The organism is Streptococcus sp. KHUD_017 (assembly GCF_054861245.1).
In genome coordinates, this window is the sequence record NZ_CM142175.1 from 811,086 (window position 1) to 837,225 (window position 26,140).

The 26,140-nt window shown below is 38.4% G+C and carries 21 protein-coding genes and 1 riboswitch; all 21 genes read left to right on the plus strand.

Annotated elements, in window-relative coordinates; all coding sequences use genetic code 11:
- Positions 1–84 precede the first annotated feature (84 nt).
- The 21 genes from ACVAMZ_RS04010 (at position 85) to glgA (ending at position 26,130) form a co-directional block, all read left to right on the plus strand.
- On the plus strand, positions 85–444 hold the full coding sequence (locus ACVAMZ_RS04010; protein WP_045614983.1) for a YbaN family protein: 360 nt from the start codon (positions 85–87) through the stop codon (positions 442–444).
- Positions 445–536: 92 nt separating this feature from the next.
- Complete coding sequence (locus ACVAMZ_RS04015; RefSeq protein ID WP_178894938.1) at positions 537–1,169, plus strand: copper homeostasis protein CutC; 633 nt, start codon at positions 537–539, stop codon at positions 1,167–1,169.
- A gap of 43 nt (positions 1,170–1,212) precedes the next feature.
- Positions 1,213–1,869: an MmcQ/YjbR family DNA-binding protein gene (locus tag ACVAMZ_RS04020; RefSeq protein ID WP_178894939.1), complete on the plus strand. Its 657-nt coding sequence runs from the start codon at positions 1,213–1,215 to the stop codon at positions 1,867–1,869.
- 314 nt (positions 1,870–2,183) lie between these two features.
- Positions 2,184–3,746 (plus strand): 2-isopropylmalate synthase, encoded by a 1,563-nt coding sequence (locus ACVAMZ_RS04025; protein ID WP_461685102.1) that lies wholly within the window; start codon positions 2,184–2,186, stop codon positions 3,744–3,746.
- A gap of 11 nt (positions 3,747–3,757) precedes the next feature.
- Positions 3,758–4,795, plus strand: coding sequence for a 3-isopropylmalate dehydrogenase (gene leuB, locus ACVAMZ_RS04030; protein ID WP_461685103.1), 1,038 nt, complete (start codon positions 3,758–3,760; stop codon positions 4,793–4,795).
- Positions 4,792–5,061: a DUF1294 domain-containing protein gene (locus ACVAMZ_RS04035; protein WP_461685104.1), complete on the plus strand. Its 270-nt coding sequence runs from the start codon at positions 4,792–4,794 to the stop codon at positions 5,059–5,061. The genes leuB and ACVAMZ_RS04035 overlap by 4 nt, the downstream gene beginning before the upstream one ends.
- A gap of 3 nt (positions 5,062–5,064) precedes the next feature.
- Entirely contained in the window at positions 5,065–6,447 is a 1,383-nt protein-coding gene (gene leuC, locus ACVAMZ_RS04040; RefSeq protein ID WP_461685105.1) for a 3-isopropylmalate dehydratase large subunit, read from the plus strand.
- A gap of 10 nt (positions 6,448–6,457) precedes the next feature.
- Positions 6,458–7,051: a 3-isopropylmalate dehydratase small subunit gene (gene leuD / locus ACVAMZ_RS04045; RefSeq protein WP_461685106.1), complete on the plus strand. Its 594-nt coding sequence runs from the start codon at positions 6,458–6,460 to the stop codon at positions 7,049–7,051.
- A 23-nt stretch (positions 7,052–7,074) separates the two neighbouring features.
- On the plus strand, positions 7,075–7,854 hold the full coding sequence (locus ACVAMZ_RS04050; RefSeq protein ID WP_461685107.1) for an L-threonylcarbamoyladenylate synthase: 780 nt from the start codon (positions 7,075–7,077) through the stop codon (positions 7,852–7,854).
- Positions 7,855–8,006: 152 nt separating this feature from the next.
- Positions 8,007–9,914: an McrB family protein gene (locus ACVAMZ_RS04055; protein WP_461685108.1), complete on the plus strand. Its 1,908-nt coding sequence runs from the start codon at positions 8,007–8,009 to the stop codon at positions 9,912–9,914.
- Complete coding sequence (locus ACVAMZ_RS04060) at positions 9,901–11,196, plus strand: McrC family protein (protein WP_461685172.1); 1,296 nt, start codon at positions 9,901–9,903, stop codon at positions 11,194–11,196. Before ACVAMZ_RS04055 ends, ACVAMZ_RS04060 begins: the two co-directional genes overlap by 14 nt.
- A gap of 182 nt (positions 11,197–11,378) precedes the next feature.
- Positions 11,379–12,362, plus strand: coding sequence for a GMP reductase (guaC, locus tag ACVAMZ_RS04065; RefSeq protein WP_045614972.1), 984 nt, complete (start codon positions 11,379–11,381; stop codon positions 12,360–12,362).
- Positions 12,356–12,452: riboswitch (purine riboswitch) on the plus strand. (Overlaps the previous gene by 7 nt.)
- Positions 12,453–12,527: 75 nt before the next feature.
- Positions 12,528–13,109: a xanthine phosphoribosyltransferase gene (locus ACVAMZ_RS04070; protein WP_178894947.1), complete on the plus strand. Its 582-nt coding sequence runs from the start codon at positions 12,528–12,530 to the stop codon at positions 13,107–13,109.
- Positions 13,109–14,368, plus strand: a complete 1,260-nt coding sequence (locus ACVAMZ_RS04075; protein WP_461685109.1) for a nucleobase:cation symporter-2 family protein — start codon at positions 13,109–13,111, stop codon at positions 14,366–14,368. Before ACVAMZ_RS04070 ends, ACVAMZ_RS04075 begins: the two co-directional genes overlap by 1 nt.
- 93 nt (positions 14,369–14,461) lie before the next feature.
- A complete protein-coding gene (gene ligA, locus ACVAMZ_RS04080; protein WP_461685110.1) occupies positions 14,462–16,420 on the plus strand; it encodes an NAD-dependent DNA ligase LigA in 1,959 nt (652 codons plus the stop codon).
- Positions 16,421–16,527: 107 nt separating this feature from the next.
- The gene (pulA, locus tag ACVAMZ_RS04085; protein WP_461685111.1) at positions 16,528–18,810 is read left to right on the plus strand and encodes a type I pullulanase; all 2,283 of its coding nucleotides are present in this window, start codon (positions 16,528–16,530) and stop codon (positions 18,808–18,810) included.
- Positions 18,811–19,094: 284 nt separating this feature from the next.
- Positions 19,095–20,135, plus strand: coding sequence for a DMP19 family protein (locus ACVAMZ_RS04090; protein WP_263393520.1), 1,041 nt, complete (start codon positions 19,095–19,097; stop codon positions 20,133–20,135).
- A 375-nt stretch (positions 20,136–20,510) separates the two neighbouring features.
- Entirely contained in the window at positions 20,511–22,439 is a 1,929-nt protein-coding gene (gene glgB, locus ACVAMZ_RS04095; RefSeq protein ID WP_461685112.1) for a 1,4-alpha-glucan branching protein GlgB, read from the plus strand.
- Entirely contained in the window at positions 22,429–23,571 is a 1,143-nt protein-coding gene (locus tag ACVAMZ_RS04100) for a glucose-1-phosphate adenylyltransferase (RefSeq protein ID WP_461685113.1), read from the plus strand. The genes glgB and ACVAMZ_RS04100 overlap by 11 nt, the downstream gene beginning before the upstream one ends.
- The gene (glgD, locus tag ACVAMZ_RS04105; protein WP_254729937.1) at positions 23,561–24,700 is read left to right on the plus strand and encodes a glucose-1-phosphate adenylyltransferase subunit GlgD; all 1,140 of its coding nucleotides are present in this window, start codon (positions 23,561–23,563) and stop codon (positions 24,698–24,700) included. Before ACVAMZ_RS04100 ends, glgD begins: the two co-directional genes overlap by 11 nt.
- Positions 24,697–26,130 (plus strand): glycogen synthase GlgA, encoded by a 1,434-nt coding sequence (gene glgA, locus ACVAMZ_RS04110; protein WP_461685114.1) that lies wholly within the window; start codon positions 24,697–24,699, stop codon positions 26,128–26,130. The genes glgD and glgA overlap by 4 nt, the downstream gene beginning before the upstream one ends.
- Positions 26,131–26,140: the final 10 nt, after the last annotated feature.

Consider the following 26,140-nt stretch of genomic DNA (forward strand, 5'->3'; position numbering starts at 1 on the left):
TTTCAGCTCTTTTTAATTTAAACTTGACAGATTTTATCTTTTTATGCTTAACTAGAAGAAGATTATTCTTACTTAGGAGTAGATATGCGCATTATTTATCTTAGCATTGGCTTTATTTCATTAGCATTGGCTATCGTTGGAGTTGCCTTGCCACTATTACCGACAACACCCTTTCTCTTGTTGTCAATAGCTTGTTTTTCAAAATCTTCTAAACGTTTTGAAGATTGGCTCTATCATACCAAGCTTTATCAAACCTATGTTGCGGACTTTAGAGAAACCAAGTCCATTGCGCGTGAACGCAAGAAAAAAATCATTGTTTCGATTTATATCTTAATGGGAATTTCGATTTATTTCGCTCCGCTTCTGCCAGTAAAAATTGCTTTAGGATGTTTAACAATATTTATAACCTATTATCTCTTTAAGGTGATTCCAGATAAGGAATAGCTAAAAAAGTAATGATTTTCCTTGATAAAAAGTAGGGGTTACTTAAAACAATATGATATAATAATATCAAATAAATCGTCAAGGAGAATCAAATGATTTACGAATTTTGTGCTGAAAATGTAACCTTGCTTGAAAAAGCTATGCAGGCAGGAGCTCGCCGTATCGAGCTCTGTGACAATCTAGCAGTTGGTGGAACAACTCCAAGCTACGGAGTGACCAAGGCAGCTGTGGAACTGGCTGCCGACTACGATACGACCATTATGACTATGATTCGACCACGTGGTGGTGATTTTGTCTACAATGACCTCGAGATTGCTATTATGCTCGAGGATATTCGTCTAACTGCTCAGGCAGGAAGCCAAGGCGTTGTCTTTGGTGCATTGACTGCTGATAAGAAGTTGGACAAGGCCAATCTTGAAAAATTGATTGCTGCATCTAAAGGTATGGAAATTGTTTTCCATATGGCTTTTGATGAATTGAGCGACCAAGATCAGTTGGAAGCCATTGATTGGCTAAGCCAAGCTGGAGTGACACGCATCCTGACTCGTGCTGGTGTATCTGGCGACTCGTTAGAGAAACGCTTTGCTCACTATCACAAAATTTTAGAACACGCTGCAGGAAAGATTGAAATTTTACCTGGTGGAGGGATTGACATGGACAACCGTCAAATCTTTATTGACCAACTGGGCGTGACACAATTACATGGAACTAAGGTTGTCTTTTAAAAAATAGAAAGGAACTGCTAGCTTTTGGTAGCAGTTTTCGCTTATGTTTGAAATTTTTAAAGCCTATCAATTTAATAGTAAAAAGTCTAAAGAGTATGGATTTATAGAAAATCAAGGTGTATGGACTTATAGTTCGACTATCTTGCAGGGAGATTTTCTCATGATGGTTACAGTTGAGGATGGGGACTTAAGTTTTCAAGTTTATGACCAAGAAACTGGTGACCTCTATCCTCAAGTTCATATGGAAAGTATGAGAGGTACTTTTGTCGGAAGCATTCGAGAGGCTTGTTTAGAAGTTCTTTATGGCATTCGAAAGGCTTGTTTTGAGGTACAGGAATTTCTCTGTCCTCAGACAAAAAGAATCTTGACTCGTGTTCAAGAAAAGTATGAGAATCAATTAGAATACTTATGGGAAAAATCACCTGATACGGCGGTTTTGCGTCATGAAGATAATCAGAAGTGGTATGCGGTTCTAATGAAGATTTCCTGGGAAAAACTAGATAAAACTCAAGAAGGGCTAGTAGAAGTCGTTAATCTTAAGCATGATCAAGTAGCTGATTTATTAGTAGAAAAAGGCATTTACCCAGCTTTTCATATGAATAAGCGCTATTGGATAAGTCTTCCACTTGATGATACTCTAACTGACGAAAAGGTGCATGAATTATTTGATAGAAGTTACTTTTTGACTTCTAAGAAATGAAGGTAGCTATTTGATTTTTTAAATACGTTCAATTCGCAAAATATTCTTTATTGAAGAAATTTTCAGAAAATATTGGATTTTTTCTTGACAAGTAATTTTTCCTATGCTAGAATACTAAACAAGACATCAAACAAAGGAGAAAGCCAAACATGAAAACAGCTAAGTTTAATCAATTTGCTTTGTTGTTGAGGTACTCGGACTAGTGCAATAGCATTAGTCCTGTTTGGCTTACCAAGCGGGAGTAAATCAACATCTCGCTTGGAACTCCGAGCGAGATGTTTTTTATATATCGAAAATGTGAAGGGAGAATTCTCATGCGTGTAGTTGAGTTTTTAGATACCAGTCTCCGAGATGGTGAGCAGACACCAGGTGTCAATTATTCTATTAAGGAAAAGGTTGCTATAGCAAAACAGCTTGAGAAATGGGGAATTTCAGCAATCGAAGCTGGTTTTCCAGCTGCTAGTCCAGATTCATTTACAGCTGTTCAAGAAATTGCTAAAGCCATGAAAAAAACAGCCGTGACAGGCTTAGCTCGTTCTGTTAAATCAGACATTGACGCTTGTTATGAAGCACTTAAAGATGCAAAGTATCCACAGATTCACGTCTTTATCGCTACCAGTCCAATTCACCGTAAGTATAAGCTCAATAAGAGTAAAGAAGAGATTTTGGAAGCAATCACTGAGCATGTTTCTTATGCACGGAGTAAGTTTGAAGTGGTAGAATTCTCTCCTGAGGATGCGACTAGAACTGAGCTGGACTTTCTCCTACAAGTCGTTCAAACTGCGGTCGATGCAGGTGCGACTTATATCAATATTCCTGATACAGTTGGTTTTACTACACCAGAGGAATATGGAAGTATCTTTAAATATCTGATTGAGAATGTCAAGACTAATCGTCAGATTATCTATTCTTCTCACTGTCATGATGACCTCGGAATGGCAGTAGCAAATAGCCTTGCTGCTGTAAAGAATGGTGCAGGACGTGTCGAAGGAACCATTAACGGGATCGGAGAACGAGCTGGGAATGCTGCTTTAGAAGAAATAGCAGTAGCTCTCAATATTCGCCAAGATTATTACCAAGCAGAGACAAGTATCGTCTTAAACGAAACGATTAATACGTCCGAAATGGTCTCTCGCTTCTCAGGGATTCCAGTCCCCAAAAATAAGGCAGTTGTCGGTGGAAATGCCTTCTCTCATGAATCAGGTATTCACCAAGACGGAGTTCTTAAAAACCCACTTACCTATGAAATCATCACACCAGAATTGGTGGGTGTAAAGAGTAATAGTCTTCCGCTTGGAAAATTATCTGGTCGCCATGCCTTTGTAGAAAAACTGAGAGAACTGGCCTTAGACTTCACAGAAGAAGATATTAAGCCACTCTTTGACAAATTCAAATCACTTGCAGATAAGAAACAAGAAGTCACAGACGCGGATATTCGTGCTCTGGTAGCTGGAACCATGATTGAAAACCCAGAAGGTTTCCACTTTGATGATTTACAACTTCAAACCCATGCGGAAAATGAAATTGAAGCGACTGTCAGATTGGCCAATTTGGATGGTGAGGAAGTCGACTTTAATGCGACTGGACAAGGTTCTGTTGAAGCTATCTTTAACGCTGTTGACAAGTTCTTTAATCAATCTGTTCGCCTGGTATCCTACACCATTGATGCGGTAACGGATGGTATAGACGCTCAGGCGAGAGTCTTAGTTACTGTTGAAAATAGAGAAACAGAAACAATCTTTAACGCAGCCGGAATTGATTTCGATGTGTTGAAGGCTTCAGCTATTGCCTACATCAATGCCAATACTTTTGTTCAAAAAGAGAATACCGGAGAGATAGGTCCAAATGTTTCCTATCGCGACATGCCTAGTCTTTAAAGGAGAATACCATGACAAAGAAAATTGTTGCTCTAGCAGGTGATGGGATTGGACCAGAAATCATGGAAGCTGGTTTAGAAGTTCTAGCATCTATAGCCAAAAAAACAGACTTTGACTATGAGATAGATAGAAGACCTTTTGGAGGTGCAGGTATTGATGCTGAGGGCCACCCCTTACCTGACAAAACCCTCAAGGCATGTAGAGAAGCAGATGCTATCCTCCTTGCTGCAATCGGTAGTCCTCAGTATGATAATGCTACAGTTCGACCCGAACAAGGGCTTTTGGCACTCCGCAAGGAACTTAATCTTTATGCCAATATTCGTCCAGTTAAAATTTTTGATAGTCTTAAGCACTTATCGCCTCTCAAACCTGAACGAATTGCTGGTGTTGACTTTGTTGTAGTGCGTGAGTTGACAGGTGGGATTTACTTTGGTGATCATATCCTTGAAGACCGAAAAGCGCGTGATATCAATGACTATAGCTATGAGGAAGTAGAGCGGATTATTCGTAAGGCTTTTGAAATCGCAAGAAGTCGCAGAAAAATCCTTACCAGTATTGATAAGCAAAATGTGTTAGCAACATCAAAACTTTGGCGAAGAGTGGCTGAGGAAGTAGCAAAAGATTATCCCGATGTAACTTTGGAGCACCAGCTAGTCGACTCAGCTGCCATGCTCATGATTACCAATCCAGCCAAGTTTGATGTTATCGTGACAGAGAATCTTTTCGGAGATATTCTCTCAGACGAATCAAGTGTTCTATCTGGCACACTGGGTGTTATGCCATCAGCCAGTCATTCTGAGAATGGACCGAGTCTCTATGAACCCATTCATGGTTCGGCGCCTGATATAGCAGGCCTAGGAATCGCCAACCCTATTTCTATGATTTTATCAGTTGCTATGATGTTGCGAGATAGTTTTAGACGATATGAGGATGCGGAGCGTATCGAGCGTGCTGTTGAACAAACTTTAGCAGCAGGAATTTTAACAAGAGATTTAGGAGGACAGGCTTCGACCAAGGAAATGACGGAAGCCATCATTGAAAGATTATGAAGATAAATCAAGGAATTACTTTTGCTCTATTGTTCTGGAATCTTTTGACTTTTATCATCTATGGAATTGACAAATCCAGGGCAAAGAGAGGTGCTTGGCGCATCCCTGAAAAATACTTATTATCATTTGCTTTCTTATGTGGTGGTTTTGGTGCTTGGTTGGCAGGTGTTACCTTTCATCACAAGACCAGGAAGTGGTATTTTAAAACAGTTTGGTTTCTAGGAATAGTGACTACAATAGTAACTTTGTATTTTATATGGAGGTAATGAATGGCAGGAAAATCGATTTTTGATAAATTATGGGACCTCCATGTGATTACAGGAGAAGAAGGACAGCCTCAACTCATGTATGTAGATCAGCACTATATTCACGAGGTGACCAGTCCTCAAGCTTTTCAAGGATTGCGAGATGCAGGACGTAGATTGAGAAGACCAGACTTGACATTTGGTACCTTTGACCACAATGTCCCGACGGTCAATATATATGATATTCGAGATGTAATCTCCAAAGCACAGATTGATAAGTTAGCTGAAAATGTTGAAGAGTTTGGAATCGAACATGCTGCCCACGGTTCAGAAAAACAAGGTATCGTTCATATGGTTGGTCCAGAAACAGGAAGAACACAACCTGGGAAATTCATTGTCTGTGGTGATAGCCATACTGCAACTCACGGAGCTTTTGGAGCGATTGCCTTCGGTATTGGAACCAGTGAGGTCGAACATGTCTTTGCAACCCAAACCATTTGGCAGGTTAAACCCAAGAAAATGTTGGTGGAATTCACAGGAGTTCCTCAAAAAGGGGTTTATGCCAAGGATTTCATACTAGCCTTGATTGCCAAGTACGGTGTTGCTTGTGGTGTTGGCTACGTGGTAGAGTATCGAGGTCAGGCTATTGATGCACTGAGCATGGAAGAACGAATGACTATCTGCAATATGTCCATCGAGTTTGGCTCTAAGATGGGAATTATGAATCCAGATCAGAGGACTTATGATTATTTGAAGGGACGAGAGTGTGTTCCCAAGGATTTTGATGCAGCAGTAGCTGATTGGAAAAGACTGGTTAGTGATGAAGATGTCGTTTATGATAAGGTTATCCAGATGGATGTCTCTGACTTGGCACCCATGGTGACCTGGGGAACTAATCCTGCTATGGGTGTTGACTTTGACAGCAACTTCCCAGAAATAAAGGATATGAATGATGAACGAGCCTACAATTACATGGAGTTACAACCAGGTCAGAAGCCGGAAGATATTGAACTAGGCTATGTCTTTATTGGTTCTTGTACCAACGCTAGACTTAGTGATTTGCAACTGGCTGCTCGATTTGTCGAAGGGAAGAAAATTGCTCCCAACCTGACAGCAATCGTGGTACCTGGTTCTCGACCAGTCAAGCGAGCTGCTGAAAAGTTGGGATTGGATAAGATTTTCCAAGATGCTGGCTTTGAGTGGCGAGACCCAGGTTGCTCTATGTGTCTAGGGATGAATCCTGACAAGGTACCAGATGGTGTTCACTGCGCCTCAACTAGCAATCGTAACTTTGAAGATAGACAGGGTTTTGGTGCTAAGACTCATCTTTGCAGTCCAGCAATGGCAGCTGCAGCAGCTATCGCAGGACGTTTTGTAGACGTTCGGCAAATGCCAGAGGCCCAGTAAGGAGAGGGATATGGAAAAATTTACAGTTTATACAGGAACAACGGTTCCTCTTATGAATGATAATATCGATACCGACCAAATCCTACCCAAACAGTTTCTGAAGTTGATTGATAAGAAAGGTTTTGGAAAATATCTCATGTATGCTTGGCGTTATGTTGATGATCAGTATACTGAGGATCCAGACTTTGTCTTTAACCGACCTGAATATCGCAACGCCAGTATTCTCATCACAGGAGATAATTTTGGGGCTGGTTCTTCGAGGGAACACGCTGCTTGGGCACTTGCAGACTATGGCTTTAAGGTCGTGATTGCTGGTTCTTTTGGAGATATTCATTACAATAATGAGCTCAATAATGGTATGTTGCCTATTGTTCAGCCTAGGGAGATTAGAGAAAAGCTAGCCCAACTTAAACCGACTGACCAGGTAACTGTGGACTTGGAACAACAAACAATCATCACACCAGTTGGAGAATTCACTTTCGAAATTGATAGTGAGTGGAGACACAAGCTCTTAAATGGTTTAGATGATATCGGTATTACCTTGCAGTATGAAGACTTGATTGCTGCTTATGAAAAACAACGACCAGCCTACTGGCAAGAATAAAAAATAGAAAAGGAAATAGAACTATGACAAAACACATTCAATGGAACGGAACACTTTCACAAGAAGGTTATGACATTTTAAAAGGTGAGGGCGGATGTATCGTTTGCCCTACAAAAGTTGGTTACATTATCATGACTAGTGACAAGGCAGGACTTGAACGTAAGTTTGAAGCCAAAGAACGTAATCGTAATAAACCAGGTGTAGTCCTATGTGGTAGCATGGATGAGCTTCGTGCTTTAGCACAACTCAACACAGAAATTGAAGCCTTCTATCAAAAACATTGGGATGAAGACATTCTTCTTGGTTGTATCCTTCCATGGAAACCAGAAGCCTTTGAGAAATTGAAAGCATACGGTGATGGACGTGAAGAACTTATGACTGACGTGCGTGGTACTAGCTGTTTTGTTATCAAATTTGGTAAAGCTGGTGAACAATTGGCATCTAAACTCTGGGAAGAAGGAAAAATGGTCTATGCCTCATCAGCTAACCCATCAGGAAAAGGAAATCGTGGTAAGGTTAAAGGAATCGGTCAACGTATCGAAGGGGCAGTGGATCTTGTCATTGAAGCTGACGACTATGTTGCATCTATCCAACCAGACAAAACGATTGAAACTCGTTACGAGCAAGGTGTGATGGTATCTATGGTTGATAAGGATGGCAAACTCATCCCAGAACAAGGTGGAGCACGTTCAATCTCACCAGCTCCAGTTGTGATCCGTAAAGGACTGGATATTGATAAAATCATGATGCATCTATCAGATACCTTTAACTCATGGGATTATCGTCAAGGGGAGTATTATTAATATAGAAAAGAAGTCTAGTGTTAAGAGACATTGAAGCTCCTAACGCTGGGCTTTTTCTTTAGAAATTCTTTTCATTTTTTATAGGATATGATATTCTATATATGAAATATATAGTTTTTTATTCGAACATTATTATAAAAGGAGTAAGATTGATGCTAAAAAGAAAAGTCAGTTTGGAAGATTTTTATGCTTGGTACCAAGAAAATAAAATAAGATTAAGAGAAGATGCATCTAAATATAGTATTTACAATGAACAATTACGTGAAGAATTTCTTAAAGAGTGGCCACTTGATAGAATTTTAACACTATCTATCGATGAATACGTCATTGGGAAAGGAGCTCAAAGTAATTCTTTTTGCTACGGTCTTGAGAGGGGAAAATACAAATCTTTATTTATGGGAATTGGAGGCGGAGGTTCTTCAAAATTTGGTATTTATTGGAATGAAAAAACAAAGAGTTATAAAGATCAAGCTAATAAAGTCATTCCTCTTTCAGAGTTGGATCATCGATTTACTAAATTAAAAACAGATTTGTACGAAATTATTAAAGAAGGTATTCATTTCAAATTTGATAATGCTATCTTTGATATGAAAAAGTCAACAAATGAATTTATTGGTCGTTCTGCGGTGGTGACAAAATTACTTTGTATTTATTCTGAGAATCATTCTTTTTTAGGGGTAAATATGAATAGTCAAAAGAGATTCTGGAACAAGCTACTTCCTCAAAAAAATCAAGGGGGGCCTTATCTTCAGAATCATGAGATTTGTCAACTCGTATTGCAAAAATATCCTGAGCTGGAACCATCATTGTTGGGAAGTATCTTATTTGAATATTCAACACAATTTTTAGACGAAAAAGAAAAGAAAGAAGAAAAAATGTCTCTAGAATATAAGGTTTATTATCCATTAAGTCAAACTCTACTACAATCCAAAAACCTCATCCTTCGTGGTGCACCTGGTACAGGAAAAACTTATCTTGCTAAAGAAATTGCCTTAGAATTAACAGGTGGCAATGAAGATCAAATAGGCTTTGTGCAATTCCACCCATCTTATGACTATACGGATTTTGTTGAGGGGTTAAGACCGGATTCAAATGAGGATGGAACTATTGATTTTAAACTACAAGATGGTATTTTTAAGAAGTTTTGTCATTTAGCTAAAGAAGCTCAGAAGATCGGGGGGCAAGATAATTTTGACCAAGCTTGGGATTCTTACTTAGAATATATAAATGTTGCTGAAGAAAAAGAATATATAACAAGAACATCTTACTTATCTGTTAATAGTAGACAAAATTTGTCAGTAAATTATGATAGTGGTGTTCCAGGATGGTCAATACCTCGTAAATATGTTTATGAGTTGTATAAAGATAAAAATTATAATAAGCAAGAATACTACAAAAGTGGTGGGAAAACTGTCCTAGAAAGATTGAGAAAGAGATTTGGTTTGAAAGACTATATTTCCCCAACAGAAATTGATACTAATAAGAAATTCGTCTTCATCATTGATGAAATTAACCGAGGTGAGATTTCTAAGATTTTTGGAGAGCTCTTTTTCTCTATTGACCCTGGCTATCGTGGTGAAAAGGGAAGTGTTTCTACTCAATATGCAAATTTACACGAAACTGATGACAAGTTTTATATCCCTAAAAATGTCTATATTATCGGAACTATGAATGATATTGACCGATCAGTGGATACCTTTGATTTTGCTATGCGTCGACGTTTCCGTTTTATTGAAGTTACGGCTGAAAGCCAACTAGGAATGCTGGATGATGTTCTTGGCGATAAAGCTGAAGAAGCGAAGGCGCGTCTAAGAAACTTGAATGCCGAAATTGAGAAAGTTCAGGAATTAAATAGTCATTACCATATCGGACCAAGTTATTTCCTTAAACTAGAAGAAGTAGACTTTGACTATGAGTTACTCTGGTCCGATTATCTTAAACCACTTTTGGAAGATTACCTGCGTGGTTCTTATGAAGAAGATACGACACTGATTACTTTGAAAAAAGCGTTTGATTTGACAATTCAGCAAGATATTGGTGATGACGATGCAGTTAACTGATAATCAACAGAGCATAAGCAAAGAAGAGTTTATCGCAAAGTATCCTAAAATTAGTCAAGTTCTTTTAGATAGAACCCTAGATAATCTCTCTCAAGAAGATAGTATCTTTATATTTCCAAATGACCTGAAAAATTCACTTGATTTGGATAAGGACCTAAAGATTTTGGAAACAGTCAATCAGAAAATTAAGACAGGAAATGTGATTGGTTTTCTGGGTTGTGGCCAGGAGAGATTAACGATTTCATCTCGCTTTTCGAGTAAAAGTGATGACTATTTTTTGCATTATCTATTGCAGAAAGTTCTAAATATCAATCTCACTAGCTTAGATGTAGGGTTATCGTATGAGGATAGACTCTATCAACTTTTAATTTACCTCTTTCCAAAGTATCTGGAAGGTGCTATGCGAAAGGGACTTTATAAGGAATACCAGAGGTTTTCTCATAATGATAGCCATATTAAGGGAGTGATTGATGTAAGAAACCATCTCAAGAAAAATCTTCCTTTCACAGGTAATATTGCTTATACAACCAGAGAGTTTACTTTTGATAATCCAATAATGCAGCTGATTCGTCATACGATTGAGTACATTAAAAATCAGAAATCTCTAGGGAGAAGTATTATTGATAGTAATCGCGAAAATATTACAGAAATAATTCGTGTAACCCCATCTTATAAACTAGCTGATCGTGCTAAGATTATTCGACGAAATCAAACTAACCCCCTTCGTCATGCCTACTTTCGAGAATACAGAAAGTTGCAAGAGCTGTGTCTGATGATATTAAACAGAGAAAAGCACGGTTTAGGATATCAAGAGCAAAAAATTCATGGCATTCTCTTTGACGTTGCTTGGCTTTGGGAAGAATATGTTCATACCTTGTTGCCAAAAGATTTCATACATCCACGCAATAAAGAAAAGAAAGATGGTATCTCTGTATTTTCTGGTGGGAAACGAAAGGTATATCCAGATTTTTATAATAGGGAATTAAAGACTGTACTAGATGCTAAATATAAAAAACTAGAATTGACTGAAAAAGGAATCAATCGTGATGATCTATTTCAATTGATTTCTTATGCTTATATCTTACAAGCAGAGAAAGCTGGCTTGATTTTCCCTAGCATAGATCAGACAGTAAGTAGTGAAATAGGAACGGTTGTAGGTTATGAGGTCTTGCTTAAAAAGTGGTCTATCCAAATTCCTCAGAAGGCTTCATCCTACAGCGAATTTTATGAAATGCTGGGGATATCAGAAAAAATTTTTCAAGATAATATAAAACAAAAATAGAGAGCTCATAATCTCTCTATTTTTTATGAAATCACAAGTAAAATCCGAACATAATAATTTTAATGTTTCAAAATGTTTGACAAAAACTTTACCTTAGTTTATAATCGTTAGAGGAAACGTCGGAAAAGACGTAGCGATGCGAAAGCATAGGTAGGTCATTATAAAAGAAACGAGACATCGAAATGTTAAACGAATTTCCGATCTTTGACTATGAAGATATTCAGCTAATTCCTAACAAGTGTGTCCTTAAAAGCCGAGCTGAAGCCGATACACAAGTGACACTCGGGAAGCACACCTTTAAATTACCAGTTGTTCCTTCAAATATGCAAACAATCCTAGATGAAGATGTTGCTGAACAACTTGCAAAAGGTGGTTATTTCTATATCATGCATCGCTTCGATGAAGCTGGACGCATCCCTTTTGTGAAACGCATGCATGATAAGGGCTTGATTGCTTCTATTTCTGTTGGTGTTAAAGATTATGAGTATGACTTTGTTAGTCAATTAAAGGAAGATGCTCCAGAGTACATTACTATTGATATTGCTCATGGTCATGCAGACAGTGTGATTTCAATGATTCAGCACATCAAGAAAGAATTGCCAGATACCTTTGTCATCGCTGGTAACGTTGGTACTCCAGAAGCTGTTCGTGAACTTGAAAATGCTGGTGCAGATGCTACTAAGGTCGGAATCGGTCCAGGTAAAGTATGTATCACTAAGGTCAAAACCGGTTTTGGTACTGGTGGTTGGCAGTTAGCTGCCCTTCGCTGGTGTGCGAAAGCTGCTCGTAAACCGATTATTGCCGATGGTGGTATCCGTACACACGGAGATATTGCCAAGTCAATCCGCTTCGGTGCAAGTATGGTTATGATTGGTTCTTTATTTGCAGGCCATATCGAAAGCCCTGGTAAAACTGTCGAAGTCGATGGTAAACAATTTAAAGAATACTATGGTTCTGCTTCAGAATACCAAAAAGGTGCCTATAAGAATGTTGAAGGTAAGAAAATTCTTCTTCCTGCCAAAGGACATTTACAAGATACCCTAACTGAGATGGAACAAGATTTGCAAAGTTCAATTTCTTATGCTGGAGGTCGTAAAGTAGCTGATCTTAGACATGTAGATTATGTAATTGTGAAGAACTCTATCTGGAATGGAGATGCTCACTAAAAAATATCATTACTTATTTATGCCGCGAATTGGCGTGGCGTTTCTACAAGGTACCGTAAATACCTAACAATGAGTAAGTCAAGAGAGATAAAAGAAGCAGAGATATCTGTTTCAATCTTTCTAAGGGGCTTACTTTGTAAGTCCCTTTTTATTTCGGAGGTTAATGTGAAATTACTAGAGGAACGTATTTTAAAAGATGGGAATATTCTAGGTGAGAATATTCTTAAGGTGGATTCCTTCTTGACCCACCAAGTTGACTATTCCTTGCTGCGTGAGATTGGTCGTACTTTTGCAGAGCATTTTAAAAATGCTGGCATTACAAAAGTTGTAACCATTGAAGCATCTGGAATTGCTCCAGCTCTATATGTTGCAGAACAATTAGATGTACCCATGATTTTTGCTAAGAAGGCAAAAAATATTACCATGAATGAAGGAATTTTAACTGCAGAAGTATTTTCTTTCACGAAACAAGTTACTAGCACTGTATCTATTGCAGGGAAATTCTTATCTCCAGGAGATAAAGTATTAATTATTGATGATTTCTTGGCTAATGGTCAAGCAGCTAAAGGTTTGATTCAGATTATCGAGCAAGCTGGTGCTACAGTTGAGGCCGTCGGAATTGTGATTGAAAAATCCTTCCAAGATGGTCGTGAGCTGTTAGAAAAATCAGGTCATCAGGTAGTATCACTTGCTCGTTTAGAGCGTTTTGAAAATGGAAGAGTTATCTTCAAGGAGGCAGACATCTAATGAAACAACAGGAAAAACACTCACAGGCAGCCGTTCTTGGTTTGCAACACTTACTTGCTATGTACTCAGGTTCAATCCTAGTACCCATCATGATTGCAAGTGCTTTGGGGTATTCAGCTCAACAGTTGACCTACCTTATCTCTACAGATATCTTTATGTGTGGGGTTGCAACTCTCCTACAATTGCAACTCAATAAACACTTCGGTGTTGGTTTGCCTATTGTTCTTGGGGTAGCCTTCCAGTCTGTTGCTCCACTTATTATGATTGGACAAAGTCATGGTAGTGGTGCCATGTTTGGTGCCTTGATTGCTTCAGGGATTTATGTTATCCTGATTTCAGGTATCTTCTCTAAGGTTGCCAATCTTTTCCCTGCAATCGTAACTGGTTCTGTTATCACAACTATCGGATTGACCTTGATTCCAGTTGCTATCGGAAATATGGGAAATAACGTTGAAAAACCAACTGGACAAAGTCTAGCCTTGGCAATGATTACTGTTCTCATCATTCTTTTGGTCAATATCTTTACAAAAGGATTCATTAAATCAATTTCAATTCTGATTGGTTTGATTGCTGGTACCATCATCGCTTCGACTATGGGCTTGGTTGATTTTTCTCCAGTAGCGCAAGCTCCACTCGTTCATATCCCAACTCCATTCTACTTTGGTGCGCCACAATTTGAAATTTCTTCTATTATAATGATGTGTATTATCGCTACCGTATCAATGGTAGAATCAACTGGTGTATATCTTGCCCTTTCTGATATTACTAAAGATCCAATCGACAGCACTCGTCTCCGCAATGGTTATCGTGCTGAAGGTCTTGCTGTTTTACTTGGTGGGCTTTTCAATACCTTCCCTTATACAGGTTTTTCACAAAACGTAGGTTTGGTGAAACTTTCAGGTATTCGTACACGTTTGCCGATCTACTATGCTGCAGGTTTTCTTATCTTACTTGGTCTCTTGCCTAAGTTCGGTGCCTTAGCACAGATTATCCCTAGCCCTGTTCTAGGTGGAGCCATGCTGGTCATGTTCGGTTTCGTTTCACTTCAAGGGATGCAAATCTTGTCTCGTGTGGATTTCGAACATAATGAACATAACTTCCTCATTGCAGCAGTTTCTATTGCTGCTGGGGTTGGATTAAACGGAAGCAACCTCTTCAATACTCTACCAACAGAATTACAAATGTTCTTCTCAAATGGTATTGTCATTGCAAGTACAGTAGCCATCGTCTTGAATGCTATTTTGAATCGTAAAAAATAAAAATAAGTGAGAAGTGATAGAAATATCCTTCTCATTTTCTTTTTTAGAGCTTCTGTATTGTTCCTATAGTCCTTTTTATGGTAAAATGGTTTTATGAATGAAAGAATGAAAGAGCTCGTTGAGTTGCTCAATCGCTATGCGACAGAGTATTATACAAGTGATAACCCATCTGTATCTGATAGTGAGTATGATCGTCTCTATCGTGAATTAGTAGAGTTAGAAAAAGCTCATCCAGAGCAAGTCTTGCCAGATAGTCCAACCCACCGTGTTGGCGGTAAGATTCTAGATGGATTTGAAAAATATAGTCATCGGTATCCTCTCTATAGTTTGCAGGATGCTTTTTCACGTGAAGAACTCGATGCCTTTGATGCGCGTGTTCGTAAAGAATTAGATGAAGTTACTTATATTTGTGAGTTAAAAATTGATGGTTTATCGATTTCCTTGATTTATGAGCAAGGAATTTTTGTTGCTGGTGCTACTCGTGGTGATGGTTCAGTCGGTGAGAATATCACAGAAAATCTCAAACGTGTCAAGGACATCCCTTTATCCTTACCAGAGAAATTAGATATCACTGTTCGTGGTGAATGTTATATGCCAAGAGCTTCTTTCAATCAAGTCAATCTTGCTCGTCAAGAAAACGGGGAGCCGGAGTTTGCTAATCCAAGAAATGCTGCTGCAGGAACACTTCGCCAGTTAGATACAGCAGTAGTAGCCAAACGTAATCTTGCAACTTTCCTTTATCAGGAAGCTAGTCCTTCAACTAGAGACAGCCAAGAGAAGGTTTTAAATCATCTGGAACAGTTGGGCTTTGTGGTTAACCCTAGACGACTATTAGCTCATAGTATGGATGAGGTTTGGGCGTTTATTCAAGAAATTAGTCAAGAAAGAGATCAGTTGCCTTATGATATCGATGGAATTGTGATTAAGGTCAACGACCTAGCTGGTCAAGAGCAACTTGGTTTTACAGTTAAAGCGCCTAAGTGGGCAGTGGCTTATAAGTTTCCGGCAGAAGAAAAAGAAGCAAAGCTTCTTTCTGTTGACTGGACAGTTGGGCGAACAGGAGTTGTAACTCCGACTGCCAATCTTACTCCGGTGCAATTGGCAGGTACAACAGTTAGTCGTGCAACGCTTCATAATGTTGACTATATCGCTGAAAGGGATATCCGCAAGGATGATACTGTCGTCGTTTATAAGGCGGGAGACATCATTCCTGCTGTTTTACGTGTCGTAGAATCAAAGCGTGTGTCTGAGGAGAAACTAGATATCCCAACAAACTGTCCAAGTTGTGACAGTAAGCTTTTGCATTTTGAAGATGAGGTGGCTCTTCGTTGCATCAATCCTCGATGTCCTGCTCAGATTAAGGAAGGCTTGATTCACTTTGCATCTCGTGACGCCATGAATATTGCTGGTCTTGGACTATCTATCGTCGAGAAACTATTTGCTGCCGATTTGGTTAAAGATGTTGCGGATATTTATCGTTTAACTGTAGAAGATTTGCTCTTGCTAGATGGCATCAAGGATAAATCGGCTCAAAAACTTTATCAAGCTATCCAATCATCTAAGGAAAATTCTGCAGAAAAACTCTTATTTGGTTTAGGGATTCGTCATGTTGGTAGCAAGGCAAGTCAACTACTCTTACAACATTTCCATTCGATCGAATCACTTGCTCAAGCAAATCCTGAAGAAGTAGCAAGTATCGAAAGTCTAGGGAGTGTTATTGCTCAAAGTCTTCAATCCTATTTTGAGTCTGAGGGTGCTCAACTACTTTTAAGAGAATTAAAAGAATTAGATGTTAATCTAGATTATAAAGGACAGATCGTTGCGGCAGATGCAGCCTTATCTGGTCTGACTGTTGTACTGACAGGAAAGCTAGAGCGTTTAAATCGTTCAGAAGCTAAAAATAAACTAGAAAGTTTAGGTGCCAAGGTAACTGGCAGCGTATCGAAAAAGACCGATCTTGTGGTAGCAGGAGCAGATGCAGGGAGCAAACTCCAGAAAGCGCAGGAATTGGGAATCGAGATTCGAGACGAAGCTTGGCTTGAAAGTTTGTAAGGAATACACAGTCTAGAATACTCATCTATCATTTCTTGCTTCTATCCAATTATTATAATCAAGAAATGCTACTATATAAATTTAACAATTAGAAATTAGGAAAAAACATGTATCATTATCCTGTACTTATTCATTATCATCGTAAAGATGACGCTTATAAGGCATGCAGTTTCAATAAGAATCCTCTAGATTCAGTAGAGTTTATCAAAGAAGAAGAATACTTTGGAGAAAAATTTTCATTTACTCAACTAAGTGAAACACCTCTCGAACAAATGCTGTTTACAGTTGAAAAAAATGGAGTCAGCAAAGAATATCCTATCCGATTCAATCATTATCCACTCTTAACAGAGGTTTGGATTTTAGATGGGGATGATACCGTGTATTATTCTGAAAATCCAGCTATCGCAAGTCCACACTATAAAGATCAAAATCCATTTGCTTTTGATAAAGCGATTAACAGTGCTAGTTTTGACCATCACTGGGGTTACCAAGGAGAGTTGGGATGCCAGGTTTCCGAAGAAGAAACAAGCTTTAAACTTTGGTCGCCAACAGCAACAACTGTACAAGTTGTAGTTTATGAATCAGCAAGTAATGATGCGCCTATCCTAAAGACTTATGAAATGCAACGTGGTAACAGTTATTCATATAGTCACAAGGATAATACAATTGGCGTTTGGGATTTGACAGTTCCTGAAAGTCTTGTTGGTCGTGCCTATCAATATCAGATTAATTTTCCACATCATCAATCATTGACACGTGATCCATATACCATTGCGACAAGTCCAGATGGCAAACGTTCAGCGATTCTTTCAGAAAATGAACGTCAAGTTGAAGGTTTTGAAGTTAAGAATGGGGCGGAAGCAAATTGGCGATTGGAAAATCCTTGTCAAGCGGTTGTTTACGAAATGCACATTCGTGACTTGACCAAGTCTAAAACTTCTGGTGTTGCTCCAGAATTAAGAGGAACATTCTTGGGTGCTGCCCAAACTGGAACAGTCAATCATTTCGGTCAGTCTACTGCATTTGACTACATCAAGGAACTTGGTGTGAACTATGTTCAACTGCAACCAATTGCTGATCGTCACAAAGAATATGATGCAGACGGAAATGTGACCTATAACTGGGGCTATGACCCACAAAACTACAATGCACCAGAAACCAGCATGTCTACGAATCCAAATGATCCAGGTCAAGTTATCCGCGATTTGAAGACGATGATTCAAGCCTATCATGATGCTGGTATTGGTGTCATCATGGACGTTGTATACAACCATACGTTTTCAACTGTTGATGCCCCATTCCAAACAACAGTCCCAGACTATTATTACCGAATGAATCGCGATGGAAGTTATCAAAATGGTACTGGTGTAGGAAATGAGACGGCTAGTGAACACGAAATGTTCCGTAAGTACATGATTGATTCACTGCTTTATTGGGTGAATGAGTTTAATATTGATGGTTTCCGTTTTGATTTGATGGGAATTCATGATGTTAAAACCATGCAGATGATTCGTTGGGCCATGGATGAAGTCGATCCTAAAATTATCCTTTATGGAGAAGGCTGGGATATGGGAACTGGTCTTGCTCCTTATGATAAGGCTAAGAAAGACAATGCCTATCAATTACCTAATATTGGCTTCTTCAATGATGATCAACGTAATGCGGTAAAAGGTGCTGAAGTTTATGGTGATATCAAAACAGGCTTCGTAAGTGGTGCTGCTACTGAACCAATTGTTGCAAAAGCGATCCTGGGTAGCCATGAACTAGGTTCTTATCTCAGTCCTAATCAGGTTGTCAACTACGTAGAAGCCCATGATAATTATAACTTGCATGATTTGCTAGCGACTCTTCATCCAACAGAAGACGAGACAAGTATCATGAAAAAAGTAGAAACAGCAACTGCAATGAACCTACTTATGCAAGGTATTTCCTTTATGGAACTTGGTCAAGAATTCGGTCGTACAAAACTAGTAGCTACAGGCGAAAATGGTGACCTGACTCATGATGACCGAGAACGAGCTATGAATAGTTATAATGCTCCAGATGCTGTGAACCAAGTAAATTGGGACTTAATTAATGAGCATCAGGATAGTATTGAATTTATCCGTCAGATCATTCAACTTAAAACAAAGAGCAGTGCTTTTTCATATCCTACATACGAGGAAGTATACCGTCATGTCTTTGTTCATACAGCGATTGAAAACAGTGGCTGGATTGTCTACGAAGTTCAAGGAGATGACGAGCATTTCTTAGTGGTCTTTAATGCTAAAGGAGAATCCCAGTATTATGAAAATGCGGGTAACCTTGAAATGCGAATCACTAACAGCCGTTCAAAAAATGAAAATACAATTGACAATGTTAGTGTGGCAGTCTTGAATGTTTTAGCGTAAGTCTTAGATTGAAGACGAAGTCAATGAAGTGTAGGATAAAACGCTCTTGCAGAGTCCAATGAATCAATAAAAATGTTTCAAAGACTCAATTCTACTAAAATGCGAGGTCGGGATTTTGATCCCGGCCTATACTTCTAGAAAGTCTCATTTGAAGTCGAAAGTAAAACTAAAATTTTCAGAAAAAGCAGTTCATTTTCAAGTCCTAGACAGATAGAAAAAGCAGAAGTTTCATTACTAATTGAATTAAAGTTAGAAAAGTTCATTGCTTTTAGCGGGAGAAACCTATGAATATTAATACAATTACTCTGGAAAAATTCATCACCTTAAATGAAGAGGAGAAACTTCAGTGTCTTAAAGACATTAAGCATACCTACCAATTCGAAAATATAAAGGAAATCCTCTCAGAGCTTGGTTTAGAAAATTTAAGTGGTCAAGTACTTAGTGAACTAGCCAAAGTTTGTAATAATTGGAGTCAATTTGAAGAGGCAAAAACAGTTTTAGAGATAGTCTCTGAAGAAGATAGGGATGCTATTTGGTATTATAGAAATGGTTTTACCCATTGGCGTTTATCTAGTGACCCGAAGAATGACTTTGAAACTGAAGCTAATCAGGCTCTAGCTTTATTAGAAAATGCTATCAAAAATGCTGATTCCTCAACAAATCCAGTCATTGAATGGTGTATTGAGTTGGTTAAAGTAGGTTCTCTAAAGGAAGTTTTTGAAGCTAAGCCAGCAGATTATCCCTTGCTAGAAAAATACTATTTTGAAGATGTTAATGAAACTAATCAAGAAATGACAATTGCGCAGAATAAGAAATTATACAAGAATATTACGGTAGAAGATGTTCAAAAGGCAAAAGACTCATGGGATATTATTAAACCAGTATACGAAACTGTTAACATCTATAACACCTATGAAGACTATCTCGATTCTGCAAAAATTTTTACTTTAGAACAAAGATACCTTCTGGCGATTATCTGGTATTTTATTGAAGTAAACAATGGAGGCCACTATCAATTTTTCGATAATTCGACAGGGATTGTCTGGGAAGATACTTTAAAGGGATTGGAACTATTTGGAATGACGGAGCATGCTATTAATTTCAAAAATCTTCTTGCATTCTTTGGTGGAGCTATCTCCTTTGTTAGAGAAGAGAGATCGGAGATGCTAGCACAGATGGAAGAAGAGTATGGTGATGCTTTTTATCAGAAGTTGGATGAAGCTGATGATTTTGTTTATGATTATGATGGAAATGAGAATGAGCTAAGTTTTATCAAAAAATATCCAGAGAAATTTATTTTTCAGGGAAATGCAGATAAATCGTAAAGAGTAGTAAATAAAGACAGAGCAGATTGGAAGATCTGCTCTATTTTTTAAGGGAAAATTCTTGCTTTCTGAATAATTTCAATCTAAGTTGAATACCACAAACACTATTTTTACGGATTTTGAATATATTTTTCAAAAATATCAGGCTAAAAATTGCTAAAAACCGAATATTTTGTTACTATTATATAAAAATGTAAGAAAATGAAAAGAGGCAAAGATAAATCAGAAAATTAAAATGATTTTCCCAGGCTGCATCAGAGAATTATTTTCAGATTTTCAAAATATTTTTTAGAAATATAGTAATTTACTTGAAACTTATCTAAAAAGGTAGTATAATAAAAATTAAGAAAACGCTTACAATATAAAGGGGGATTTATGGATACATTAGAAGCTTTAAGAACTTTTACAACAGGCGAAAATTTCCATCTTCAGCACTATTTGGGCGCACATCGTGAGGAGAAAGACGGGGAATGGGGTTACACATTCCGTGTTTGGGCTCCAAATGCGCAGGCTGTTCATCTAGTCGGTGATTTCACGAATTGGGTTGAAAATCAAATCCCTATGGTTCGAAATGAATCTGGAGTATGGGAAGTTTTTACAACTTTTGCCCAAGAGGGTCAGATTTATAAATATCATATTACACGGGCTAACGGTCATCAACTTATGAAGATTGATCCTTTAGCTGTTCGGTATGAAGCACGTCCAGGCACAGGTGCTGTGTTAACAGAAATTCCAGAAAAGAAATGGAAGGATGGACTTTGGTTAGCTCGTAGAAAACGTTTGGGATTCTTCGAAAGACCAGTTAATATTTACGAAGCACACGCTGGTTCCTGGAAACGAAATCCAGATGGAACTCCTTATAGTTTTGCTCAATTAAAAGAAGAGTTGATTCCTTACTTAGTTGAAATGAACTACACTCATATTGAGTTTATGCCTTTGATGGCTCACCCGCTAGGTTTGAGTTGGGGATATCAACTGATGGGATATTTCGGTTTAGAACATTCTTACGGAAGACCAGAAGAGTTTCAAGACTTTGTTGAGGAGTGTCATTTAAACAATATCGGTGTTATCGTGGACTGGGTTCCAGGTCACTTTACAATCAATGATGATGCCTTAGCCTACTATGATGGAACTCCGACTTTTGAATATCAAGACCATAACAAAGCTCATAACTATGGTTGGGGGGCATTAAACTTCGACTTAGGTAAAAACGAAGTACAATCTTTCCTAATTTCTAGCATTAAGTTCTGGATTGATTTTTATCATTTAGATGGTATCCGTGTAGATGCCGTAAGTAATATCCTTTATCTTGATTATGATAATGCACCTTGGACACCAAATAAAGACGGTGGAAATCTTAACTACGAAGGTTACTATTTCCTTCAGCGTTTAAATACTGTTATTAAGCTAGCTCACCCTGATGTCATGATGATTGCAGAAGAAAGCTCTTCGGCAACTAAAATAACAGGTCCAAAAGAGATTGGTGGTCTTGGATTTGACTACAAGTGGAACATGGGCTGGATGAATGACATCCTTCGCTTCTATGAGGAAGATCCAATTTACCGCAAGTATGATTTTAACCTAGTAACCTTCAGTTTTATGTATGTCTTTAATGAAAATTATCTTCTACCATTCTCACATGATGAGGTGGTTCATGGTAAGAAGAGTATGATGCATAAGATGTGGGGAGATCGCTATAATCAATTTGCAGGCCTTAGAAATCTTTATACTTATCAAATTTGTCATCCTGGTAAAAAATTACTCTTTATGGGTAGCGAGTTTGGACAATTCTTAGAGTGGAAATCAGAAGAGCAATTAGAGTGGTCAAACCTTGAAGATCCAATGAATGCCAAGATGAAATACTTCACATCTCAACTGAATCAACTTTATAAAGACTATCGTTGTCTTTGGGAAATTGATACAAGTTATGATGGAATTGAAATCATCGATGCTGATAATAGAGATCAGAGTGTTCTATCCTTTATTCGTAAAGGAAAGAAAGGCGAGATGCTAGTCTGTGTCTTTAATATGGCACCAGTCGAACGTCCTGATTTCACAATTGGACTGCCAGTTGCTGGTGTCTACGAAGAAATTTGGAATACAGAGTTGGAACAATGGGGAGGTGTTTGGAAAGAACACAATCAAACCGTTCAAACTCAAGAAGGATTATGGAAGGATTATGAGCAGACTTTGACCTTTACTTTGCCAGCTATGGGGGCAAGTATCTGGAAAATAAAACGTCGCTTGAAACCCGCTAAAAAAGAATCAAATAAATCTCAAAAAGGAGTAGAAAATGAAGAATGAAATGCTAGCTTTAATCCTTGCCGGTGGGCAAGGAACTCGTCTCGGTAAACTCACTCAAAGCATTGCAAAACCTGCTGTGCAATTTGGTGGGCGCTACCGTATCATTGACTTTGCTCTTTCTAACTGTGCCAACTCTGGTATCCACAATGTTGGGGTTATCACACAGTATCAGCCTCTTGCTCTTAACAATCACATCGGAAACGGTTCTAGTTGGGGTCTTGATGTAATTGATTCAGGTGTTTCTATCCTTCAACCTTACTCTGCAAGTGAAGGAAATCGTTGGTTCGAAGGTACAAGTCATGCCATTTACCAAAATATCGACTATATCGATAGCATTAATCCTGAGTATGTTTTGATTCTTTCAGGAGACCATATCTACAAGATGGACTATGATGATATGCTCCAATCACACAAGGATAACAATGCCAGCTTGACAGTTGCTGTTTTGGATGTACCACTAAAAGAAGCTAGTCGTTTCGGTATCATGAATACAGATGCTAATAATCGCATTGTTGAATTCGAAGAAAAACCAGCTGAGCCAAAATCAACCAAGGCATCAATGGGTATTTATATTTTCGATTGGAAACGTCTACGCAATATGCTAGTTGCAGCTGAAAAGAATAATATTGACATGTCAGACTTTGGTAAGAATGTTATTCCTAACTACCTAGAGTCTGGAGAAAGTGTCTACGCCTATGAATTCAGTGGATACTGGAAAGATGTTGGTACCATAGAATCACTCTGGGAAGCAAATATGGAATACATCTCTCCAGAAAATGCTCTAGATAGCCGAAATCGTCAATGGAAAATTTATTCTCGTAACCTTATCGCTCCACCAAACTTCCTTGGAGAATTTGCTCAAGTAGAAGACTCTCTAGTAGTAGATGGATGTTACGTGAATGGTACTGTAAAACATTCCATTCTTTCTACAGCTGCTCAAGTTCGTAAGGGAGCAGAAGTTGTTGATTCTGTCATCATGAGTGGAGCAGTTATCGGTACAGGTGCTAAAATTACACGTGCAATCATCGGTGAAGGTGCAATTATTGCCGATGGTGTTGAAATTGATGGTACAGAAGAAGTACAAGTAGTCGGATATAACGAAGTAGTGGGGGTAGCAACAGATGAAGATTGATAAATATTCAGCGATTTTAGGAAACACTGTTGGTTTTCATGATATGTCAACCTTGACGAGTAATCGTCCTGTGGCGAGTTTGCCATTCGGAGGAAAGTATCGCTTGATTGACTTCCCACTCTCAAGTTTAGCAAATGCTGGTGTTCGTAGTGTCTTTGGAATCTTCCAACAAGATAATATCAGCTCAGTTTTCGACCACATTCGTTCAGGTCGCGAGTGGGGCTTGAATACACTACTTAGTCACTACTATTTAGGTATTTACAATACACGTGTAGAAAGTAGCACAGTCGGTAAAGAGTATTATCAACAACTCTTGACTTATTTAAAACGTTCTGGATCTAACCAAACTGTTTCCTTGAACTGCGATGTTTTGGTAAATATTGATCTTGCTCAGGTTTTCCATTTGCACAATACTACCAAATCTCCTATCACAGTTGTTTATAAGAAACTACCTAAGCAGGATATTTCAGAAGTAAATGCAATCCTTGATATCGATGAAACTGACCATGTACTTTCTCACAAGCTCTTTGATAAAAAATTAGACCAAAATCTTTACAACATGTCTACCGATATCTTTGTCGTTGATACCCCATGGTTGATTGAACGTCTTGAAGAAGAAGCTCAGAAAGAACATCCAGAAAAACTTCGCTATGTTCTTCGTGATTTGGCAGCTAAAGAAGGTGCTTTTGCCTACGAGTATACTGGCTATTTGGCAAATATTCATTCTGTAGAAACTTACTACCAAGCGAATATTGATATGCTTGATCAGCATAAATTCTACTCTTTGTTCTCTCCAAATCAAAAGATTCATACAAAGGTGAAAAACGAAGAACCAACTTATTATGCACCTGGTTGTGAAGTAAATACTTCGCAGTTTGCTTCTGGTAGTATTGTCGAAGGTAAAGTTGTTCGTTCAGTTATTTCTCGTAATGTTCAAATTCATAAAGATAGCTTAGTTAAAGAATCTATTGTTTTCCCTCGTGTTATCATTGGTGAAGGCGCTCAAGTTGAGTATGCAATTATTGATAAGGGTGCTGAAGTAGCTGATGGAGTTGTTATTCGTGGTACAGCAGAAAATCCTGTTGTCATCAAAAAAGGTGAAAAAGTAACAGAGGACATTCTTTCATGAAAATTTTATTTGTAGCAGCCGAAGGAGCCCCTTTCTCTAAAACAGGTGGCTTGGGAGATGTTATCGGGGCTCTTCCAAAATCATTAGTTAAAGCTGGTCATGAAGTTGCTGTTATCTTGCCATACTATGACATGGTGGAAGCCAAGTTTGGTGATCAAATTGAAGATGTTCTTCAATTTGAAGTATACGTTGGTTGGCGTAGACAATTTTGTGGCATTAAGAAGACAGTTTTAAATGGTGTTACATTCTACTTTATTGACAACCAGTATTATTTCTTCCGTGGTCATGTGTATGGGGATTTTGATGATGGTGAACGTTTTGCCTTCTTCCAACTTGCGGCTCTAGAAGCTATGGAGCGAATTGGATTTATCCCTGATGTCCTCCATGCTCATGACTACCATACAGCTATGATCCCTTTCTTATTGAAGGAAAAATACAGATGGATACAGGCCTACCAAAACATTAAGACTGTCTTAACTATACATAATTTGGAATTCCAAGGTCAGTTCTCCGAGGGTATGCTTTGGGATTTGTTCCGAGTTGGTTTTGAACGCTATGCGGATGGTACTGTTCGTTGGAATGATTGCCTTAACTGGATGAAGGCTGGTATCCTCTATGCAGATCGTGTTTCGACCGTATCACCAAGCTATGCTTATGAAATTATGACACCAGAATTTGGATGTGGTTTGGATCAGATTCTTAGAATGGAGTCTGGTAAGGTTTCTGGTATTGTGAACGGGATAGATACTGATCTTTACAATCCAGAGACGGATCCTTTATTGGATTACCATTTTAATAAATCTGATCTGTCAGGAAAAGCTCAGAATAAAGCTAAACTTCAAGAAAAAGTTGGTCTTCCAGTTCGTCCCGATGTTCCAATGATTGGTATTGTGTCGCGTTTGACAAGACAGAAAGGTTTTGATGTCGTTGTTGAAGGTTTGCATCGCATGCTTCAAGAAGATGTTCAAATTGTTCTCTTGGGTACAGGTGATCCTGGTTTTGAACAAGCCTTCTCATGGTTTGGTCAAGTATTCCCAGATAAACTTTCTGCAAATATTACCTTTGATGTCAAGCTAGCACAAGAAATTTATGCAGCCTGTGATATTTTCCTCATGCCAAGTCGTTTTGAACCTTGTGGACTTTCTCAAATGATGGCTATGCGTTATGGAACATTACCACTTGTTCATGAGGTAGGCGGGTTGAGAGATACTGTCCAACCATTCAACCCAATTGAAGGAACAGGTACAGGATTTAGTTTTGATAACTTGACTCCATATTGGCTTAACTGGGCTCTACAAACTGCCTTGGATGTTTACTATAATCATCCAGATGTTTGGAAAAATCTTCAAGTTCAAGCTATGGAATGTGACTTCTCTTGGGATACAGCTTGTCAGTCTTACCTTGATTTGTATCACAGTTTAGCAAACTAAATAGTTAAAA

Excerpts from the sequence above, each read along its gene's own strand:
- ACVAMZ_RS04010 (WP_045614983.1), top strand. The coding sequence starts at position 85 with ATGCGCATTATTTATCTTAGCATTGGCTTTATTTCATTAGCATTGGCT.
- ACVAMZ_RS04015 (WP_178894938.1), top strand. The coding sequence starts at position 537 with ATGATTTACGAATTTTGTGCTGAAAATGTAACCTTGCTTGAAAAAGCT.
- ACVAMZ_RS04020 (WP_178894939.1), top strand. The coding sequence starts at position 1,213 with ATGTTTGAAATTTTTAAAGCCTATCAATTTAATAGTAAAAAGTCTAAA.
- ACVAMZ_RS04025 (WP_461685102.1), top strand. The coding sequence starts at position 2,184 with ATGCGTGTAGTTGAGTTTTTAGATACCAGTCTCCGAGATGGTGAGCAG.
- leuB (WP_461685103.1), top strand. The coding sequence starts at position 3,758 with ATGACAAAGAAAATTGTTGCTCTAGCAGGTGATGGGATTGGACCAGAA.
- ACVAMZ_RS04035 (WP_461685104.1), top strand. The coding sequence starts at position 4,792 with ATGAAGATAAATCAAGGAATTACTTTTGCTCTATTGTTCTGGAATCTT.
- leuC (WP_461685105.1), top strand. The coding sequence starts at position 5,065 with ATGGCAGGAAAATCGATTTTTGATAAATTATGGGACCTCCATGTGATT.
- leuD (WP_461685106.1), top strand. The coding sequence starts at position 6,458 with ATGGAAAAATTTACAGTTTATACAGGAACAACGGTTCCTCTTATGAAT.
- ACVAMZ_RS04050 (WP_461685107.1), top strand. The coding sequence starts at position 7,075 with ATGACAAAACACATTCAATGGAACGGAACACTTTCACAAGAAGGTTAT.
- ACVAMZ_RS04055 (WP_461685108.1), top strand. The coding sequence starts at position 8,007 with ATGCTAAAAAGAAAAGTCAGTTTGGAAGATTTTTATGCTTGGTACCAA.
- ACVAMZ_RS04060 (WP_461685172.1), top strand. The coding sequence starts at position 9,901 with ATGCAGTTAACTGATAATCAACAGAGCATAAGCAAAGAAGAGTTTATC.
- guaC (WP_045614972.1), top strand. The coding sequence starts at position 11,379 with ATGTTAAACGAATTTCCGATCTTTGACTATGAAGATATTCAGCTAATT.
- ACVAMZ_RS04075 (WP_461685109.1), top strand. The coding sequence starts at position 13,109 with ATGAAACAACAGGAAAAACACTCACAGGCAGCCGTTCTTGGTTTGCAA.
- ligA (WP_461685110.1), top strand. The coding sequence starts at position 14,462 with ATGAATGAAAGAATGAAAGAGCTCGTTGAGTTGCTCAATCGCTATGCG.
- pulA (WP_461685111.1), top strand. The coding sequence starts at position 16,528 with ATGTATCATTATCCTGTACTTATTCATTATCATCGTAAAGATGACGCT.
- ACVAMZ_RS04090 (WP_263393520.1), top strand. The coding sequence starts at position 19,095 with ATGAATATTAATACAATTACTCTGGAAAAATTCATCACCTTAAATGAA.
- glgB (WP_461685112.1), top strand. The coding sequence starts at position 20,511 with ATGGATACATTAGAAGCTTTAAGAACTTTTACAACAGGCGAAAATTTC.
- ACVAMZ_RS04100 (WP_461685113.1), top strand. The coding sequence starts at position 22,429 with ATGAAGAATGAAATGCTAGCTTTAATCCTTGCCGGTGGGCAAGGAACT.
- glgD (WP_254729937.1), top strand. The coding sequence starts at position 23,561 with ATGAAGATTGATAAATATTCAGCGATTTTAGGAAACACTGTTGGTTTT.
- glgA (WP_461685114.1), top strand. The coding sequence starts at position 24,697 with ATGAAAATTTTATTTGTAGCAGCCGAAGGAGCCCCTTTCTCTAAAACA.